Consider the following 18,656-nt stretch of genomic DNA (forward strand, 5'->3'; position numbering starts at 1 on the left):
CCTCTTTTTTACCATTCAGCGATACTTCCGTCTTCATGACGCCAAATTGGGTTTTTCCAATCATGTCCTATTTCTGCTGCCTGCTTCACTTTTTCTTCGTCAATTTCTAACCCAAGACCCGGTTTATCCGGAATGTTCACATAACCATTTTCATAGTCAAATATTTCAGAATTTTTAACATAATCGAGAATATCCATCCCTTTGTTGTAATGAATACCAAGGCTTTGCTCCTGAATAATGAAATTCGGCGTCGTAGCATCCAGATGAATCGATGAAGCGAGTGTCATTGGGCCGAGCGGACAGTGCGGCGCAATGGCTACATCATACGCTTCTGCCATCGCGGCAATTTTTTTCCCTTCTAAAATACCACCTGTGTGAGACAGATCCGGCTGAATAATATCGACATAGCCATCTTGAAGAAGCTGCTTAAAGCCCCAGCGAGTATACATCCTTTCACCCGTCGCAATCGGGCACGTCGTGTGCCAGGCAATCTCACGAAGTGCTTCATTATTTTCTGGCAGCACCGGCTCTTCAATGAACATTGGGCGGTATGGTTCGAGTTCTTTCACGATCGTTTTTGACATCGTTTTATGAATCCTCCCGTGAAAATCTACACCAATGCCAAAGTCTTTCCCTACCGCTTCCCGAATTGACGCTACGCGTTCAATGACCGCTTCTACTTTCGAAAAGCTGTCTATGTAGTTCATTTCTTCTGATGCGTTCATTTTGACAGCGAGAAAGCCCTCGTTCTGTTTTTCTTTTGCGGCAGCAACGACATCCACTGGACGATCGCCGCCGACCCACGAGTACACTTTAATTTTTTCACGTGCTTTGCCCCCGAGCATTTGGTATACAGGAATATTAAAGTATTTTCCTTTAATGTCCCATAATGCCTGCTCAATGCCAGAAATGGCACTCATTAAAATAGGGCCTCCTCGGTAAAATCCCCCTCGATAAAGCGTTTGCCAAATGTCTTCAATGTCGTTCGGGTTTCTCCCGATTAAATAATCGGTCAGTTCGTTAACTGCTGCTTTTACCGTTTCAGCACGGCCTTCAACGACAGGCTCCCCCCAGCCAGAAATGCCTTCATCCGTATCGATTTTTAAAAATAGCCAGCGGGGTGGAACTTTGAATAGAGAAATTTTTGTGATTTTCATTTGGCACCTCGCAATGTTTTTTTGGAAGTAGAGAGATCTTCAAATATGAAAACCTCTCTTTCTTTTGTTAAGAACCTTTAATAAAAACCGTTTTTAATGCTGTATAAAATTCTTTCGCCGCTTCACCTTGCTCTCGAGAACCTGTGCTTGATGCCTTCATGCCGCCGAAGGGTGCTTGCAACTCAACGCCTGCGCTTTCTGCGTTAATGCGGACAAGCCCTACTTCGATTTCATCGATGAATTCTAAAATTGAGCTAATATTTGAAGTAAAGATCGATGCACTCAATCCGTATTTCGTATTATTTGCCATGTCAATTGCTTCGACAAGATCGGTTGCTTTTATAAGTGCAATAACTGGTCCAAAAATTTCTTCCTGTGCAATCACCATATCCGTCGTGACGTCTTCAAAAATCGCTGGAGTAATGAAAAAGCCCCTATCGTAATCTCCGCCAGTTAATATCTCTCCGCCATGTATGAGTTTTGCGCCTTCCTGCTTGCCTTTTTCAATGTATTCTTTCACCGTATTAAACTGGCTTTCGCTTGCACACGGACCCATCCAAATACCCTCTTGTAGACCATTGCCAACGGTAATTTTTGCAGTTGCGTCTACAAGTTTTTGTTTAAATTCATCATAGACTTTTGATTCAACGACCACACGACTTGAAGCTGTACATTTTTGGCCAGAAGAACGAAATCCACCGCTGATGACTGCTTCGACTGCTTGATCGATGTTCGCATCTTTCGTCACGATAACTGGATTCTTGCCACCCATTTCAAGCTGATATTTAATGCCACGCGCGGAAGCTGACTTCGCTACACCTTGCCCGACACTTTCAGAACCGGTAAATGTGATTGCATTTAAAAGCGGATGATCGATGAGTCCTTGGCCGATGATAGATCCTGTACCGGTAATGAAGTTCACAACACCCTCTGGGAAGCCGGCTTTTGTGAAGCATTCCATCACTTTTGCTGCTGTAACAGCTCCCTCCGTAGCAGGTTTCCACACGATGGAATTGCCATATACAAGGGCCGGAGCCATTTTCCATATGGGAATCGCAACTGGGAAGTTCCATGGCGTGATAACGCCGACAACACCAAGTGGTGTACGTTTTGTAAACATAAGGGCATCTTTATCAGATGATGGAATAACATCGCCATCTTTGCGCATTCCTTCCCCTGCATAGTAACGTAAGATCGCAACACCTCGTGCCGTTTCGCCTTTTGCTTCGGGTAATGTTTTACCCATTTCGCGGGTCATTGTTTCAGCAATTTCATCGAGGTTTTCTTCTAAGATATTGGCCGTTTTGAAAAGAAGTTGGCTACGTGCAGACTGTCCAAGCTTACGCCAAGCTTTCTTCGCCTTATCCGCAGATACTACCGCTTTGTTCAAGTCATCTTCCGTTGAGCTCTGAACGTAGCCAACCGGTTCTTTATCCGCCGGATTAATGCTTTTAATCGTCTCCATAGAAGATGCGTTTACCCACTCATTGTTAATAAAATTTTTATATGTTTTCGTTGCAAATGTAGTTGATATCATTGTTTTTGGCTCCTTTTTATATTAAAATGTTGGTCCAATTCTCCAAATCCCAAAGTCATGCTGCTTTAATATTTCCGCTTTTGTGAGTTTTCCGTTTGAAACGTGTTGAATTTCATCCATAATGCGCCGGCCCACTTCATCAACGGTTTCTATACCATCGACAATCGTACCTGCATTTAAATCCATATTTTCATTCATCCGCTCAAACATTGGCGTATTCGTTGAAATTTTAATAACAGGTGCAATCGGAGAACCAGTTGGCGTGCCTCGTCCACTTGTAAAGAGAACGATTTGGGCACCGCCTGCGACCATGCCCGTCAATTGCTCAATGTCGTGGCCAGGCGTATCCATCCATACGAGCCCTTTTTTCGTCGGTACCTGTGCATAATCAATGACTTCCTCCAGCCGGGTTGTACCTGATTTTGTCGCAGCCCCTAGTGATTTTTCTTCGAGTGAGCTGAGACCTCCCTCAATGTTGCCCGGACTTGGATTTCCGGTGCGAATGTCTACGCCCATTTGAATCGAGCGGTTTTCCATCATTTTAATAACCGCATAAGCTTTTTTAGCTACCTGGTCGTTTGCTGCCCGGTTAGCTATCAAATGCTCTGCTCCGATGAGTTCAGTCGTTTCTGCTAAAATAGCCGTTCCCCCCTGTTGGACAACCAAATCGCTCGTACGCCCGACTGCTGGGTTCGCCGATAATCCAGAGCATGCATCCGACCCACCGCATTCTGTGCCGACAATCAGCTCGCTAAAATCACATAATTCTCGTTGTACCATCGAGGCATCCTGTACCATTTTGACTGCAATTTTAGCTACTTCTGCAATGGTTTGAAGTGTGCCGCCATGATCCTGTATCGACACCGTTTCGACTGGTTTGCCGCATTTGGCAATCTCATCTCCAATTCGATGCGCCTGATGTGTTTCACAGCCAAGGCCAAGTACAATGACACCGTATACATTTGGATTCATACCCATTCCCGCATAGGTTCTGGCCGTTTGATCATAATCAGTGCCTACTTGCGCACAGCCATGCTGGTGAATAAATGTGACTGTTCCGCTTACCAGCTCTGTTACGCGCTGAGCTGTTTGCGTTGCGCAAGTAATCGTCGGTAAAATCAGAACATGATTCCGGACACCTACGCGTCCATCCTGACGGCGGTAGCCCCAAAACTGCATTTTTTCATTCAGCAATCTTGTCACCCCTTCCTCTTTTGCCTTCTAAATTGTGTACATGAACGTGTGCTCCAGCAGGAATAAAAGCGGAGGCTGCACCGATGACTTCACCGTATTTAATGATGTCTGCTCCATGTTCGATCGCTTTAACTGCGAACTTATGGCCAAAGCGAATCGGTTCAAGAATGGTTACGGTTACAGCGAGGTCATCTTGACCTACTTTCACAACCACTGATGTCTTTTCAGGAATTTCGGATAAGGCAACAGCTACACTATCTTCCTTACTTAAATACAGGGTTTTATATTCGCTCATTTTGTCACTCCTTAAATTGTTTGTACGGCATTACTTTGGATGACGGGGTTATTCAAAATTCCAATGCCTGGAATTTCAATTTCAATCCGATCGTTGTCATACAATGTAAATTCATTCGGTGGAACCACGCATGTACCTGTGAGCAGAACTGTTCCGTCAAAAATAATGTTATCTAACACTAAATACTCTACAAGCTCTTCCAGTTTACGTTTCAGTTGGTTTACTTTTGCTTCTCCGTCAAATACCTTTTCTTCATTTCGATAGATACGGCACATTATTTTAAGGTCATATGGATCCGAAACAGCCTCTTTTAATAAGATGGCCGGTCCGATAGAGCAAGAATTTTTCCATACTTTTGCCTGTGGAAGATAAAGTGGATTCTCACCTTCAATGTCCCTGCAGCTCATATCATTACCTGCGATGTATCCGAGTATCGTCCCTTCTTTGTCGATGACAAGACCAAGCTCTGGCTCCGGGATTTGCCAGTGTGAATCTGAACGTAAGTAAACTGGATCATTCGGTCCTACGGTTCTTGCTGCAGTCGATTTAAAGAAAATCTCGGGACGCACTGCATCATAAACTTTGTCATAGAACGTTTGGCGGTCAAGCTTTCCTTGCGTTGCTTCGTAATTACGTGCTTCCTTGCTTTTTTTATACGTTACACCAGATGCCCATACTTCTGGTGCGTCGATGGGCGTTGTTAATTTAAGACCTTCTAATGGCTGTTTTTCTTCTTCGGCAACTATTTGTTTTACAATATCAAACGCAGTTTTGTTTTTCTGACGTGCCGTTTCAATCAACGACATAAAATCTATAAACGGAAGATCCACCACCTTGTTTTCGTTTGTCACGGCAGCAAGTTGTTTCTCGTTTTCTTTTACATAGCGAATAATTCTCATTTGCTAGTCCCTCCTAAATGGCAGTCACGTTTTATATTTTTTGATATTCATATCCAAGCTCCTGCGAAATTTTACTGCTGCATTCCTTTAATATACGTACATAATACTCGTGTGTTTCTTCATTTACTTTCGATGAAGGCATCGATACGCTCATAGCGGCTATTACTTTGCCTGAATAATCTTTTATTGGCACAGCCAGACAGAAAATTCCTGGTTCGTTTTCTTCATTATCCATTGAATACCCAGCAATACGTGCTTTTTCGATTTCAGCTAAGAACTGTTCTTTTGACCTTATTGATCTTTCGGTTGGTCCTGTATATACATAGCCGTCCAAGAGCAAATCTAGTTCACTATCGGTTTTAGTTGCCACTAGTGATTTACCTACTGCACTTGTATGTATCGGGACACGGCGGCCAATACGAGAATACAAAACCGTAACCCCTCTGCCTTCCACTTTATCGATATATACACCTTCCTGCCCGTCTAATATGACGAGGTGGAGCGTTAAGTTTGTGGTCTCGGAAAGCCATTCAAGATGTTTTCTTGCGACATTACGCAAATCGAGATGGGTCACCACCACGCTCCCCCTCTCTAATAGCTTTAAACCTAGAGAGTATTTGCCATTTTCTTCACCTTGTGAAATATATTGATGCAACTGTAAGGTTTTTAAAAGCGAATGAACCGTGCTTTTATGCAAATTCATTCGTTTGCTTATTTCTGTGATAGTTAATTCCCTGTCACGCTCGTCAAATAAATCCAATATTTTCAATGCGCGCTCCACTGATTGGATGATAGGCATTGTTCTTCACTCCTTCATTTTCTGTCTATCTTTATTTTATCGGATTTATGACGAGCGTTCCTTACTTTATTACTATGTTTTTTTCCAGAAGCAAAATATCCTGTTCATAATCAAGTGTAGCATCTTCTACGACGGCGATTGGTACAACCCCATTTGCCGCATCTGTATGTCCATACATCCGGTTGCTGGCCGCAACCATTTTTTGACGATCTTTCATTCGTTGCTTACGTTCCGTGACCAATGATTGTCTTTCTTCTTTTATATAATCCTCAAACTCATGCACAACCTTTCCGGTAAGAAGTTGAGCGGCATTGACAAAATCAATGCGGCCCTCGCGAAGCTGAAGATGAACAACATCACCCGTTTGGAGGAAACCAATGCCTCCATCTTCATATGCTTCTGGTGTCATATGACCAATAGCGGCGCCGTAAGTGACACCCGAATAGCGGCCGTCGCTAATGATTGTTGCGAGTTTTTTCATAACACGGTTAGCATTAATATGTTGCATCGGTGTAAACATTTCTGGCATACCGAAAGCAATGGGACCCTGCCCTGCGATAATGACGGCAATTTTCAAAGTACCTTGATCAGCCATCTCGTCAAATAATTCCTCGTAAGGTGCATCTTTTATTCGTGACCATTCAGGCTCATTATTGTATTTAAGTGATGCAAGAAGATGATCATGCTCGAACAGCTTTTGCTCTTTTATTTTCGAGAGCAGGCTTGAATCAAGCAGGCCTCTATTGGCATCATCTTCATTTTCGTAATAAAGAACGAATGCTAGCTTATCATCGAACTGATTAAGCTGCGGTGTCGGCATCCCGCTAATTTTCACAACAGCACTTTCAAAAAAGTTTCCTTTTAATACATCTACACCGCTGAATCCACGGCGTGGAGTGGATAAAATAACTTGATTATTCTTTACATTTACTGCCTGAAGGCTGCGTGTAATCGCAAGACGTTCTTTCCACGTTTTTGCGGCGACTGTTGGAACATCCTGATCCATTGGTACACCATTTTCAATAAGTTCGTAAACAAGCGTTTCCATCCCACGGCTTGTGCCACTGCAACACTGCATTGCAAGTGAATAAATGTCACGTCCTTCAGTCAAGCTGTAATCAAATAAATCAGGAATCGGATGTAAATGGTGAATGCGGTCAAGATCCCATAAGCTGAATTTGTATCCTGCATATAGCATGGCAGCTACGATATGCATCATTAAGTTCGTAGAACCACCCGAAGCGCTGTGAATGCGTATTGCATTTTTTATATTCGATGCGACAATGTTGGCCACTCCGTATCGCTCGTCGTTAATCATTACAGAAAAGCTATCAAGCACGGCGTTAATCTGGCGCTGTGATGGTGGATCTGTTAATAGCTCAACTGCTGGATGAACGAGTCCCATGCCTGCAACTAGATGACGTGAACTATTGCCTGTTCCGTTAAAGGCACACACGCCTCCCTGGCCATCACAAGTAGCCACAGCAAGCCTCATTTCAAAATATTTATGCTGTTCTTTCGTCAAGATGCCACGTTCATATGCACGTTCGAATACACCCTGAAATGCAGTATTCGATGAACATTGCAAGATATACGCCATCGTATCACGTAAATCAACCGCTACATCAGCTACACCTTCACTTTCCGCTTTTTTCGCCAGTGCTTCCAATTCTTCTATCACGTCGGCAGGAATTGAACCACCTTCTAATACGTGAGCAGGTGCGAATGTCGCGAAAAAGGGCGCTTCACCGCGGTTGCGACGCACACGGTCGACATGCGCGAGCGCGCTTACAACACCAAGAGGCTGTTTATCACACCCTTGAATAACGAATGCACCATGATAACTGTGAGCTTCAAGCTGATTGACAACCATTTGTGCAACCGCATTTCTGCTTTGAAGTGAGTAACTCATCCCTTGATTGCTTTGTGCAGTTCCATCACACATTACCGGTGTCGAGAAGTGAAACGGCACACCGCCATTTTGCCAGATGCGGATTGCTGCCCGTGCGGACGTTTGGTAATCCATAATGTGCGCCGGGTGATCGGATGAACCGCCGATAATCGCAATACGCGGCGCATTTCTTTCAAGCCGCATATAAATTTCTTCCAGCGTCCAGTCCGGCTTGCCACCTTCATAGGTAGAACCAAGTGTCAATTTGGAGCGGTCAAGCAGACCCGCGACCGTAATCGGTTCATTTGCTTTTCCCTGTACGTTATCTCGGTAAGGGTTAACTTCGTTATCAATGAGCGGATATAGGTGAGTCATTTAAAGCACTCCTTTTCACTATTTTCAAATGAAATCTATTAAAAGAAATAAAGAAGGGTATCTATTAGTCTAAAACCAAGTCTTCTAATTCTGACAAGATTTCTAACTTGCTATTTCTTTCAGCCTCTTCCATCATGCTTTCAGAAATCCAAATTTCACCGATCTCAAGTGTATTTTTTATTCTTACGACTCTTACTTGATTTAAATCGAAGGCATTGCACGTTTTAATTGCAGCTTTTACAGCCAATTCCTGAGTATCTAAAAACATAGGGAGCTTTACAACATCTGTCACGGTGCTGGTGAGTGCATTGGCATACCCTTTTTCCCATTCAATTTCATTCATGACCGCTTTCGTCGTCATATCAGCCATACCGATGCCGTTTGCATTCCCATGAGTTTTCTCGGTAAGTCCAAGGACAACGGTCCGTTTAACTTCTGGACCGCCAGAAGCATAAGGAGTGGCGAAGTTGCCCGTTATGTTTGGATCCATTCCATCTCCGGAAATGTCTTTTCCTAGTTCATTTACAATAAGTACATCCATCTTATCGAAATGAATCTTTGGCATTAACGATTTCGCTTCTATCAACAGTCCCGGCTCAACCTTTTCTAAATCCTCCGCCGGTACAGCTACGATTTTCGCAGGTTTATCGTAGGCATTCTCAATAGTCGCAATGCCGAATATAATCGGAGCTTTCGATAAGGAAATTTTCGCCATCTCAGGTACATGCTCAGCCATATACTTAAAACTATATGCATGAGCTGCTTCGGCTCCTTTTTGTTTACCTAAACCAATTGTGATCATTTTCATTAGACCACTTTCAACCGGCCCACGAAATGCAGTGTGTGGTTTTATCCGATTAATGACTATAATTTTGTCCGATTCATAGGCAAATTTATCGATATATATAGGGAGCCCATTAGGCAACTCATCCAGTTTCACCACTTCCATTGAAGACCTTATTGGCGCTCCAACCACTTCTTCTGTCACACCCAGCTGATGCAACACGTCAATTTGCCCTTCCGCTGTTGCTCCGCCATGGCTCCCCATTGCAGGTACAATAAATGGATTGCCTCCTGCATTCTTAACTGCAGCTGCTGTTTCTCTTACCAATATAGGGAGATCTGCTAGCCCCCTGCTTCCTACAGCAATAGCCACATTGTCATTTTCAATTATTCTTGATAAGACCCCAGCTTCTTTTATCGCCTTTTGCACCTCACCCGCTACATCAGCGAGTTGAGGTGCATGAAATACCTGCCGCACTTTGACCATTTTCGGTAATTGAATTTCTCGTAAAAGCTCAGAGATAATATTCATTATCATTCCTCCATACTGCAGTGCTGTTTAATTACCGCGCACTTTTTCAACTTCGGTCATCATTTCTTCAACAAGATCCGGGCCGAATTTTTGGGCAAACTTGTCCGTCACTGGTTGAATAACTTCCTTCATTTTTGCCATTTCTTCCGGCTTTACTTCGTTGATTTTCATTCCTTCTTCTTCTAGATATTTAAGTGCTTTCTCATTTTCCTTTCTATTAAGTGACCGTTGGTACTCTCCAGCCTCTTGTGCAGCCTCACTCATGATTTTTTGTTCTTCTTCCGATAAGTCATCCCAGAACTTTTTGCTGACAAGGAATACAAATGGTGTATAAACATGCTTTGTAAGGCTTAAGTAGTCTTGTACTTCATTGTATTTTTGCGTTTGAATTGTCGCGAGAGGATTCTCTTGACCATCAACAGTGCCTGTTTCTAATGCGGTGAATACTTCAGAGAAAGCCATGGGAGATGGATTAGCCCCTAACTTTGAAAATGCATCTAAGTGCACTTCATTTTGCATAGTACGTATCTTAAGGCCCTTGAAATCATCAGCTGTTACAACTGGGTGTTTGCTGTTTGTTAAGTTTCGGAAGCCGTTTTCCCAATATCCCAGACCTACTAAATCATGTTCCGGTAATTTATCCAAAAGCTTTTTACCTATAGCACCATCAAGTACTGAATAGGCTTCTTCTTCATTATTAAAGACAAATGGAAAGTCATAGATTCCAAATTCCTTTATCATCCCCACAAGTGGAGAAGTTGAAGGAACTGTTACTTCCTGTAAGCCTCCTTGAAGAGCTTCTGTCATTTTTTGATCATCTCCAAGGGTGGCATCAAAGAAGTTTTGGACTTTCATTTTCCCTCCACTTTTTTCTTCAAGCAGTTCTTTAAATTTGACCATCCCCTGCCCTTGTGGGTGCATTTTACTATTTCCGATACCTGCTTTGATTGTTCTTTCCTGGATACCGTCTGTTGTAGCGCTTTCATTTTGTGCACTTCCACAAGCACTTAAAAGTAATATTCCCGGCAAAATCACACCAGCTGCCAAACGCTTAAGCCAATTATTCATCATATTTCCTCCTAAAATGTTATAACTCTGAGCATACAAATCCAATTACTGGTTTCATTCCATTAGGATGTAAACCATCCTAGGGGGACTAACACTAAGGATGGGAACAAGATTAACAAAATCAAAACAATTACTTCAACGAGCAAGAAAGGCCATATCCCTTTCATGATGTCTTCCATACTGATTTTACTTATCCCACACATGACATTTAAAACGGTTCCAACCGGTGGTGTAAGCAAACCAATGGCATTATTCAGGATAAACAGGACACCAAAGTATACTGGGTCAATTCCTGCTGCTTCAACTAGCGGCATCAAAACAGGTGTGAGAATTAGGATCGTCGGCGTCATATCCATCGCTGTTCCAACTACAATAACTAGCAAGTTAATCATTATTAATAGAAGGAGTGGATGATCCAAAAATGGTTCCAACAAGCCAATTACCTGACCAGGTAAATCAGCTACAGTAATCAGCCAAGATGACACGAGTGCTGCTGCGACCAGAAACATGACCACACTTGTCATTTTTCCGGCATGAACAAAGACATCGTACAAATCTGTCACTTTCATTTCACGATAGATTACTAGACCGACAAATATTGCGTACACTGCAGCCACGACTGCAGCTTCAGTCGGTGTAAATAATCCGAATTTCAATCCCCCAATGATAATGACGGGTAGGAATAGAGCCCATATCCCTTGACGAAGTGAAATAAGTATTTCTTTAATTGAGGCACGAGGTTTAACGGCTACATTATCTTTGCGTGCTATAATGGCCCAGGTAATAGTAAGTCCGACCGCAAGTAGAATCCCCGGAACGATCCCTGCCATAAATAGCTTTGTAATGGACACACCACTGGCTACACCGAAAATAATAAAACCAATACTCGGTGGGATGATTGGGGCAATAATTCCACCAGATGCTATCAACCCGCTTGAACGGTTCACATTATAGCCAGCTTTTGTCATCATTGGTATTAAGATAGCCCCAAGAGCTGCTGTATCAGCAACGGCTGAACCTGATAAACTTGCAAATAATACACTCGCAATTATTGCAACATAGCCAAGTCCTCCTTTGATATGCCCAACCATAGACATTGCCATCTCAACGATACGCCGTGACAATCCACCCCGATTCATTGCCTCCCCCGCCAACATAAAGAACGGAATCGCCATGAGTGGGAAATTATCAGCACCACTGATTAAGTTTTGCGCGATGATTTGACTGTCAAAAATACCAAGAGCGTACATTAACACTACGCTACTTACGAGTAAGGCAAAAGCAATAGGCATTCCCAAAGACATTGCTCCTAGTAAAGATCCGACAAATACACCTATCATCCTTGTTTCTCCTCCTTCCCTTCTATAATTCCTTCTGTTATAAATTCATCACCATGGAGAGAGATTAGCTCTTCAGACTCACTAATACTGACTAATTCTTCGTCCTTAATCTTATTGAAAAAGATCCTATATAAATTGTTAATGATCAATAAACCCATGGAAACACTAACAAGGATACCTGTCCCATATACAAATGCTAATGGCATACCAGTAGCAGGCGCTGTACTATCAATGTTAATCAAAGTCATTTTCCAGCTACCATCCAGGACAAGGAGAAGGACAAACAATATCATCAAATCACTAATAACGAGCACCACTTTTTTCATCTTATTTGGAAGCCTTTTAATGACCATGTCAACACCCAAGTGTTCTTTGTTTTTATAAGCACCAATGGCACCGAGGAACGTCAGCCAGATAAAAAGGTACCTTGACATTTCTTCTGACCAAGTGATACCTGAATTAAAGAAATATCGAAGAACTACATTGCCAAAGACGAGAACAACCATGATCGCTAATGCAGCAGCCATAACAATGTTCAAAGTATTTTCTAATAGTCTGGATATTTTACTCATCTTTACATCTCCCCCTTCCTATGACCTTGCTTTATTCTGCTTTAATTTTTCCAACTAGCTCTTTTGCCCAATCATTTTCTGCAAAGACTTCATCATATACAGGTTGAGACGCCTCTACCATTTCTTGGGTAAATCTTTCGTCAGGCGTAGTAAATTTGATTCCATTATCCTGGAGGAATTTTTTATCATCTTCATAGCTTTGTTCCAGTAATTCAAACTCATATGCTGCTGCTTCTTTTGCTGCTGTTTCAATAATCTTTTGTTGTTCCTTAGTCAAACCGTTAAAGAATTTGCTATTAATAATGTAAATATTAGGGCTAAACATATGCTTTGATTCTAGTACATCACTTTGTACTTCATTCCATCCTGAGGATCTAAGAGTAGCAATAGGGTTTTCTTGAGCATCTACTACCTTTTGTTCAAGAGCAGTAAATACTTCAGAAATAGGCAGTGGACTAACGTTTGTTCCGAGCGATTCACCTAGTTTTATGTAGTTTGGAATGTTGGGCATTCTAAGTCGAAGACCATCAAAGTCATCCATACTTTCTATCGTACGATTGCTCGAAAACATTCTAAATCCATTTGCACTCCATGCTAGTGGTGTTACTCCATGTTTTGGATTTAGGTCAGCTGTCAATTCTTCACCGATCGGGCCATTCAGTACCGATTTTACATGTTCGAAATCTCTAAATAGGAATGGCCATTCAGGAACCCCCATTTTAGGAATGTCAGCCTGCATTATTAGACCTGGGATACCCATTTCGATTGTTCCGTTTCTGACACCATCATAAAATTCTTTTTCCGCTCCTAATGTACTGTTAGCATAAATTTGGACCTCTAATTCTCCATTGCTTTCCTTTTCAACCTGTGTTTTGAATTTTTCTTTTAATGCAATATTTTGAGGATGATCTTCAGCAAAATAATGTGCAACTTTAATGGTTTTCTTTTCAATCCCACCGCTAGTCTTTTCTCCCTCACTTCCACATCCTGAAAGAAGTAATACCCCAGCAAGAGTTACGCTTGTGGCAAATCCATAAAACTTTCTTTTTTTCATTTAAAACACCCCCAATAGTTTTTGTAAGCGTTATCATTATAGACTGATATTAAGAACTTCCCCTTACTATTTCTTGTTAGTTTCACAGAATCTTGTTTTATAATATAAAACTCCGTTTTGTTTTAACCGGAGCAAGGAAGATTGTTTATCAATAAATATCTGTTTACCCATTATTTATACAATTTTTAGACCTAAGTTTTTCTTCAGTATTAAAATATAGATTAAATGTGTTCTATAATGTAAAACTCAGTTTTCAAAATTAGAACTTACGTTGATTATAAGCTTCTGTTTTTATCCTTGTCAAACCATTTTTTGAATTTTTTAACAACTTAACAAAATACAATAGATACTCTTCTTTCCAGTCTATATTTAAACATCTCCTCCCGATGTCCTCAAGGAAACAAAGCATAATTCTGTTGCCCTATCTGTCATTTTCGGTTCGGTGGAGGAAGTTATTTCAACTGAGCCCAAGCACAAAGATTTTTACTCACAAGTGGAATAACAACATTCTGGAAATTTCACTAAATTAATTAAACAATAAATATTTAAACCATTTGAAGAATGAATAGAAGTTTCATTTTTTCTATATTAGGATATTTTTAAGATTTCTTAAGACATTGATTAGTCGACATTAAAGTCGCTCTTTCCTACTCTCTTTAACAGAAACCTTCTTGATGTTATTTTTGTTGTCCATAGCATCAATCAATTCTCTAGCAGAATCACATGTTTCTAAAAAGATAAAGTTTTGGTACCTTCAGAATGTAGGCTGGGGAACATCCAGAACACATGTTTCGACAATCGTTTAAACCTCTTTCGACCTAAACGTCTTGGAGAGGTAATGGGTTACTATAGGGTATGTCTGGTAATTATTCTCGCATTCGGACCTCCCCCCGAGTTAATTTTGGCGGAGATTGACATTATGATAATTTTTCATAATATATAGAGCTATCGGGGATTATCGGCATCCTCCTAGCCTTATCGATTCTATAAAAAAGTATTCCTATACCTGTTAGCAAGTTACGATTTATCAATCCATTCTTTTATTTTTCATTATGGTGACATTCGGAGGTACTTAACTTCACCTTCCTTCGCACTATTCCAATGAATCTGACATGGACGGAGTTTTCTTGAACTTTTTATATTTTACGATAGCTCTCATGCTTAATCGCCGGATTTTTGATGGAGCCATTTTAATAGTTAATCTTGCCTTCTGAATTCAGGGTTCCGGTTACTTAACGCATGATACGTTCCGTTTTTAAGCACTAATATCGAAAAGTCAGTTTCTCTTTTAGGTATGCAATAATGCTCAGCAACTTGATGAAGTTTCCGCCACTTTCGATATGGCCTTAATCTTAGGCCTATAAAGCAAATCAAAAAGCATCAGTAACCCCTTTTATTCAAAGAGATTACTGATGCTTTTTTTACTTGCGGGAGATTCTTCTTTAAATAAATCTTGATACTTGAGCAAGCTATCCTTCCAATTGTTTCTGCACATGATTCTTCCATTTTTCAATTTCGATTTGCTCTTGCATAAAAAGTGAGTCCTTAAGGGTGTATAAAGTTGTTTGGAACCTTTTTGAGATATCCTCCTGAAATTGTACTTTATCAAACTCTTTATCCATTGCCCCCCATTTTCCCTCCATTTCATTCATGAAATCTTCCATTCTTTTAATGATATCCGTAACCAATTAACGCACCCCTACATGTTTATATAGTAAAAATTTATAATTCCCTTGCAAACTTTTTTCCCGTAACTTTGTTATCATTAATTAAAATTACTTCAATAACTGAGGAATAATTCAAATAAATTAAGAAAGCTACATATCCTCAATGAATGGACATGTAGCTTTAGATCACTATTATTTTTGAAATTGTAATTTATGCAGATTAGCAAAGATACCACCTTGCTTAAGTAAGTCTTCATGGCGGCCCTCTTCAGCAATTCCTTCTTCTGTAACAACAATAATTTTGTCGGCGTTTCGAATCGTTGCTAATCGGTGGGCGATAATGAGTGTAGTTCTATTTTCAGCAAGTTCGGTAAGTGCCTGCTGGATGATTCTTTCGGTTTCAGTATCAAGCGCAGATGTTGCCTCATCGAGAATTAATATCGGTGGATTTTTTAAGAACATCCTGGCGATTGCAATTCTTTGTTTCTGTCCTCCCGATAACTTTAAACCTCGCTCACCTATTTGAGTTTCATATCCTTCTGGTAATCCTTCAATGAAAGCCTCTAGATGGGCTTTTCTTGCTGCTTCTTGAATTTGTTCATGCGTTGCATTAAGCAATCCGTATGAGATATTCTCTTTTAATGTTCCTGTAAAAAGAAACACATCTTGCTGGACTATGCCTATTTGTGACCGTAGTGATTTTTTTGTCATCTCTCGAATATCAATTCCATCAATAGAAATTGAACCGGAAATAACATCATAGAATCTAGGGATTAACGAACAGATAGTCGTTTTTCCAGCTCCGGATGGACCTACAAAAGCAATGGTTTCACCAGCTTTGATATTCAAATCAATGCCTTTTAAAACAGTTTTTTTGTCTTCATAATTAAAAGTGACATCATTAAAAGAAATATCACCTAAAAGAGCATTAACGGCAAATGCATTCTTTTTATCCTCGACATCTGGCTCTATATCCAGAAGTTCAGTAAAACGCTTAAATCCAGCCATCCCTTTCGGATATATTTCCATCAACGCACTGATTTTATCGATTGGCTTAAATAAAACGTTCACATATAAGACAAACGCGACTAGTTCCCCATATGAGAGCTGTCCATGAAAAGTAAGCCAAGCACCCATTACTAACACTGCGAGTGTCATAAACCTTGTCATCATGTAAATGCCTGATAAGCTGAAGGACATTACCTTATATCCAAGTAACTTCGCCTTACGGAATCTGCGATTATTCGTCGAAAATCGTTCCATTTCATATGTTTCATTAGTAAAAGACTGAACGACCCTAACACCTGAGACGCTGTCTTCCACACGTGCATTAACATCTGCAACTTCTTTGTACATTTGCTTCCATGCTTTATTCATCTTTAAATTACTTATAACAATTAGCAAAACAAGGAATGGCAATATACAAACGGATATGAGCGCCAACTTCACATTGATCGTCAACATAATCCAAAAAGCTCCAATAAAGGTCATAATAGCAATGAATAAATCTTCGGGACCATGGTGTGCTAGTTCTCCGATATCAAACAAATCATTCGTGATTCGGCTCATGATATGGCCAGTTTTTGTGTTATCGAAAAATCTAAAAGACTGTTTTTGAACATGTTCAAATAGCTCTTCGCGCATATCAGTTTCGATATTAATCCCCAGTTTATGCCCCCAGTAACCTACGATAAACTGCAAGAATGTACTAATAATATAGAGAAGTAATAAGCCCGCACTCACAGAAACAATTGCCGACCAATCGTCCCCCGGCAACAGTGTATCTATAAACCATTGAACAGCTAGCGGAAAAGCAAGTTCAAGCACAGCAACAACCACTGCACTGAAGAAATCAATAATGAATAACCGCTTATGTGGCAGGTAATATGAAGCAAAACGTCGAATCATCAAATTATTCTCCTTTTAAACATATATAAAGGAGTATAATTCCATATTCATTAATCTTCAAGTATTTCGGATTACGAAGCTAAAATTATGGTAAAATTATCTATATTAAACAGCCACTAACCCGGCTCATAAACCTATTAATTTTAAGGAGTGAAATCCAGTGTAATTTTAAAAATCCATTCTAATACCATATAACATTATTCATTCAAAAGGATGGTAATCATGAAGAACAAATCGTTTCGCCACCTTTGGATTGGTCAGGCGTTTGCTAATCTTGGAGATATATTTTATGTAGTCGGGTTGATTTCACTTATATATGCCTTAACAGGATCGGCTCTTTATTTGAGCTTGCTTCCGTTCACAACAACGATTTTTCGGTTTATCAGCAGTTTACTTGCACCTCTCATTATTGACAGATTTACTTTAAAACGAATCCTTGTACTATCACAATTGTGGAAAACTATCTTACTCATTATACTAGGAATCAATATAACTAATTTTAATCAAGCTTTTGCTGTGGTAGCTCTAATCTTTATCGCCATGATTTCATTATTAGATGGAGTAGCTGCCCCGGTAAGTGCAGCTTTGACTCCTCAATTAGTTCCAAAAGAAGAATTGATAAGGGCAAATGGTTTTTTGAATGTAATCACCCAGACAATCTTTGTCTCAGGGTGGCCACTTGGTTCTGTTTTATTAATATCCACCAACAGTAGCTTTATTATTTGGATGACAGTTATACTTTATGCCGTTTCAACAATCTGTACCATAAAAATTGAAATCACTGAACAAACAGCAGAAACCATTCTTTCATCAAGTCGGGATTCGATTAAATCCGGATGGGTGGCGATCCGAAAAAAACCAACTATCCGTACACTCATCTCCCTTGATTTTATAACAACTTTAGCATCTAGCGTCTGGATCGCTGCTATTATATATGTATATGTCGAACAGAACTTAAAACTAGGAGAGCAATGGTGGGGGTATATTAACACAAGCTACTTTATCGGCATGATTGTTAGTGGATTGCTTGTCATCCGTTTTGCAAAGTTACTAGAAAGATATATCTGCTTTTTCATTGTTTTCGGACTATTTCTCAGTGCCCTACTGACACTGCTATTCGGTGCCAACACTAATCCAGCAATTGCTTTGCTGCTAGCATGTCTGTACGGCCTCCCAGAACAAATTCGGGATGTATTTTACACCAAGCTTATCCAAGATCAAGCATCGGAAAAAACATTAGCAAAAATATATGCGGTTTGGGGAGCTGTTATCAATCTTACCTTTGCAAGTTCCGTTCTGCTTCTAGGCTATATAACGGAAACATACGGTGTCAAAACAACTTTCCAATTCTCTTCAATTTTAATATTCATTGCCTTTCTTTATGCGATTTGGAAAAGGAAGGACTTTCAAGGGAAAGAAATATAAAATCCTCACTGCAAGCCTTCTTGTCTGTGTAACTGTACCTCCATTTGTTTCTGTATTTGAAAGGAGCTTTCATTTCGTAGCTCCTTTCCCTTTTTATGACACCCAAGGCTGTGTTGATCATGATTGGCTGTCCTGTCCTCATATTTTTCCTCGGTAGGAA

The 18,656-nt window shown here is 40.5% G+C and carries 15 protein-coding genes; 1 reads left to right on the forward strand and 14 read right to left on the reverse strand.

Annotation, left to right across the window (positions count from 1 at the left end):
• Window positions 1–8 precede the first annotated feature (8 nt).
• The 14 genes from dgoD to RE409_RS16095 all read right to left on the reverse strand — a co-directional run bounded on the left by dgoD (window position 9) and on the right by RE409_RS16095 (window position 17,071).
• The gene (dgoD, locus tag RE409_RS16030) at window positions 9–1,157 is read right to left on the reverse strand and encodes a galactonate dehydratase (RefSeq protein WP_053346443.1); all 1,149 of its coding nucleotides are present in this window, start codon (window positions 1,155–1,157) and stop codon (window positions 9–11) included.
• A 67-nt stretch (window positions 1,158–1,224) separates the two neighbouring features.
• Window positions 1,225–2,694: an alpha-ketoglutaric semialdehyde dehydrogenase GucD gene (gene gucD, locus RE409_RS16035; protein WP_201224129.1), complete on the reverse strand. Its 1,470-nt coding sequence runs from the start codon at window positions 2,692–2,694 to the stop codon at window positions 1,225–1,227.
• A 21-nt stretch (window positions 2,695–2,715) separates the two neighbouring features.
• Window positions 2,716–3,873, reverse strand: coding sequence for a UxaA family hydrolase (locus tag RE409_RS16040; protein ID WP_056520625.1), 1,158 nt, complete (start codon window positions 3,871–3,873; stop codon window positions 2,716–2,718).
• A 4-nt stretch (window positions 3,874–3,877) separates the two neighbouring features.
• A complete protein-coding gene (locus RE409_RS16045; RefSeq protein ID WP_053346444.1) occupies window positions 3,878–4,183 on the reverse strand; it encodes a UxaA family hydrolase in 306 nt (101 codons plus the stop codon).
• 11 nt (window positions 4,184–4,194) lie between these two features.
• A complete protein-coding gene (locus RE409_RS16050) occupies window positions 4,195–5,082 on the reverse strand; it encodes a fumarylacetoacetate hydrolase family protein (protein ID WP_201224127.1) in 888 nt (295 codons plus the stop codon).
• Window positions 5,083–5,113: 31 nt separating this feature from the next.
• Entirely contained in the window at window positions 5,114–5,881 is a 768-nt protein-coding gene (locus RE409_RS16055) for an IclR family transcriptional regulator (protein WP_057219004.1), read from the reverse strand.
• Between the two features lie 61 nt (window positions 5,882–5,942).
• Window positions 5,943–8,147, reverse strand: coding sequence for a dihydroxy-acid dehydratase domain-containing protein (locus RE409_RS16060; RefSeq protein ID WP_201224119.1), 2,205 nt, complete (start codon window positions 8,145–8,147; stop codon window positions 5,943–5,945).
• Window positions 8,148–8,211: 64 nt separating this feature from the next.
• Window positions 8,212–9,462, reverse strand: coding sequence for a nickel pincer cofactor-dependent isomerase, group 22 (locus RE409_RS16065; protein WP_201224117.1), 1,251 nt, complete (start codon window positions 9,460–9,462; stop codon window positions 8,212–8,214).
• Between the two features lie 27 nt (window positions 9,463–9,489).
• Window positions 9,490–10,530 carry a TRAP transporter substrate-binding protein gene (locus tag RE409_RS16070; RefSeq protein ID WP_242485406.1) on the reverse strand — a complete coding sequence of 347 codons (1,041 nt, stop codon included), beginning with the start codon at window positions 10,528–10,530 and terminating at the stop codon, window positions 9,490–9,492.
• 62 nt (window positions 10,531–10,592) lie between these two features.
• Window positions 10,593–11,870, reverse strand: a complete 1,278-nt coding sequence (locus tag RE409_RS16075; protein WP_201224113.1) for a TRAP transporter large permease subunit — start codon at window positions 11,868–11,870, stop codon at window positions 10,593–10,595.
• Window positions 11,867–12,442, reverse strand: coding sequence for a TRAP transporter small permease (locus RE409_RS16080; RefSeq protein WP_201185271.1), 576 nt, complete (start codon window positions 12,440–12,442; stop codon window positions 11,867–11,869). The genes RE409_RS16075 and RE409_RS16080 overlap by 4 nt, the downstream gene beginning before the upstream one ends.
• A gap of 31 nt (window positions 12,443–12,473) precedes the next feature.
• Window positions 12,474–13,496, reverse strand: a complete 1,023-nt coding sequence (locus RE409_RS16085; protein ID WP_201185273.1) for a TRAP transporter substrate-binding protein — start codon at window positions 13,494–13,496, stop codon at window positions 12,474–12,476.
• 1,469 nt (window positions 13,497–14,965) lie between these two features.
• Entirely contained in the window at window positions 14,966–15,184 is a 219-nt protein-coding gene (locus RE409_RS16090) for a hypothetical protein (RefSeq protein ID WP_201185275.1), read from the reverse strand.
• 171 nt (window positions 15,185–15,355) lie between these two features.
• On the reverse strand, window positions 15,356–17,071 hold the full coding sequence (locus RE409_RS16095; protein ID WP_201185276.1) for an ABC transporter ATP-binding protein: 1,716 nt from the start codon (window positions 17,069–17,071) through the stop codon (window positions 15,356–15,358).
• 222 nt (window positions 17,072–17,293) lie between these two features.
• Between RE409_RS16095 and RE409_RS16100 the strand changes: the two genes are divergently transcribed.
• Window positions 17,294–18,496, forward strand: coding sequence for an MFS transporter (locus RE409_RS16100; RefSeq protein WP_201185277.1), 1,203 nt, complete (start codon window positions 17,294–17,296; stop codon window positions 18,494–18,496).
• The last annotated feature ends 160 nt before the right edge of the window (window positions 18,497–18,656 follow it).

The sequence above is a fragment of the Peribacillus sp. R9-11 genome, from assembly GCF_031345095.1.
GTDB lineage: Bacteria > Bacillota > Bacilli > Bacillales > DSM-1321 > Peribacillus > Peribacillus butanolivorans.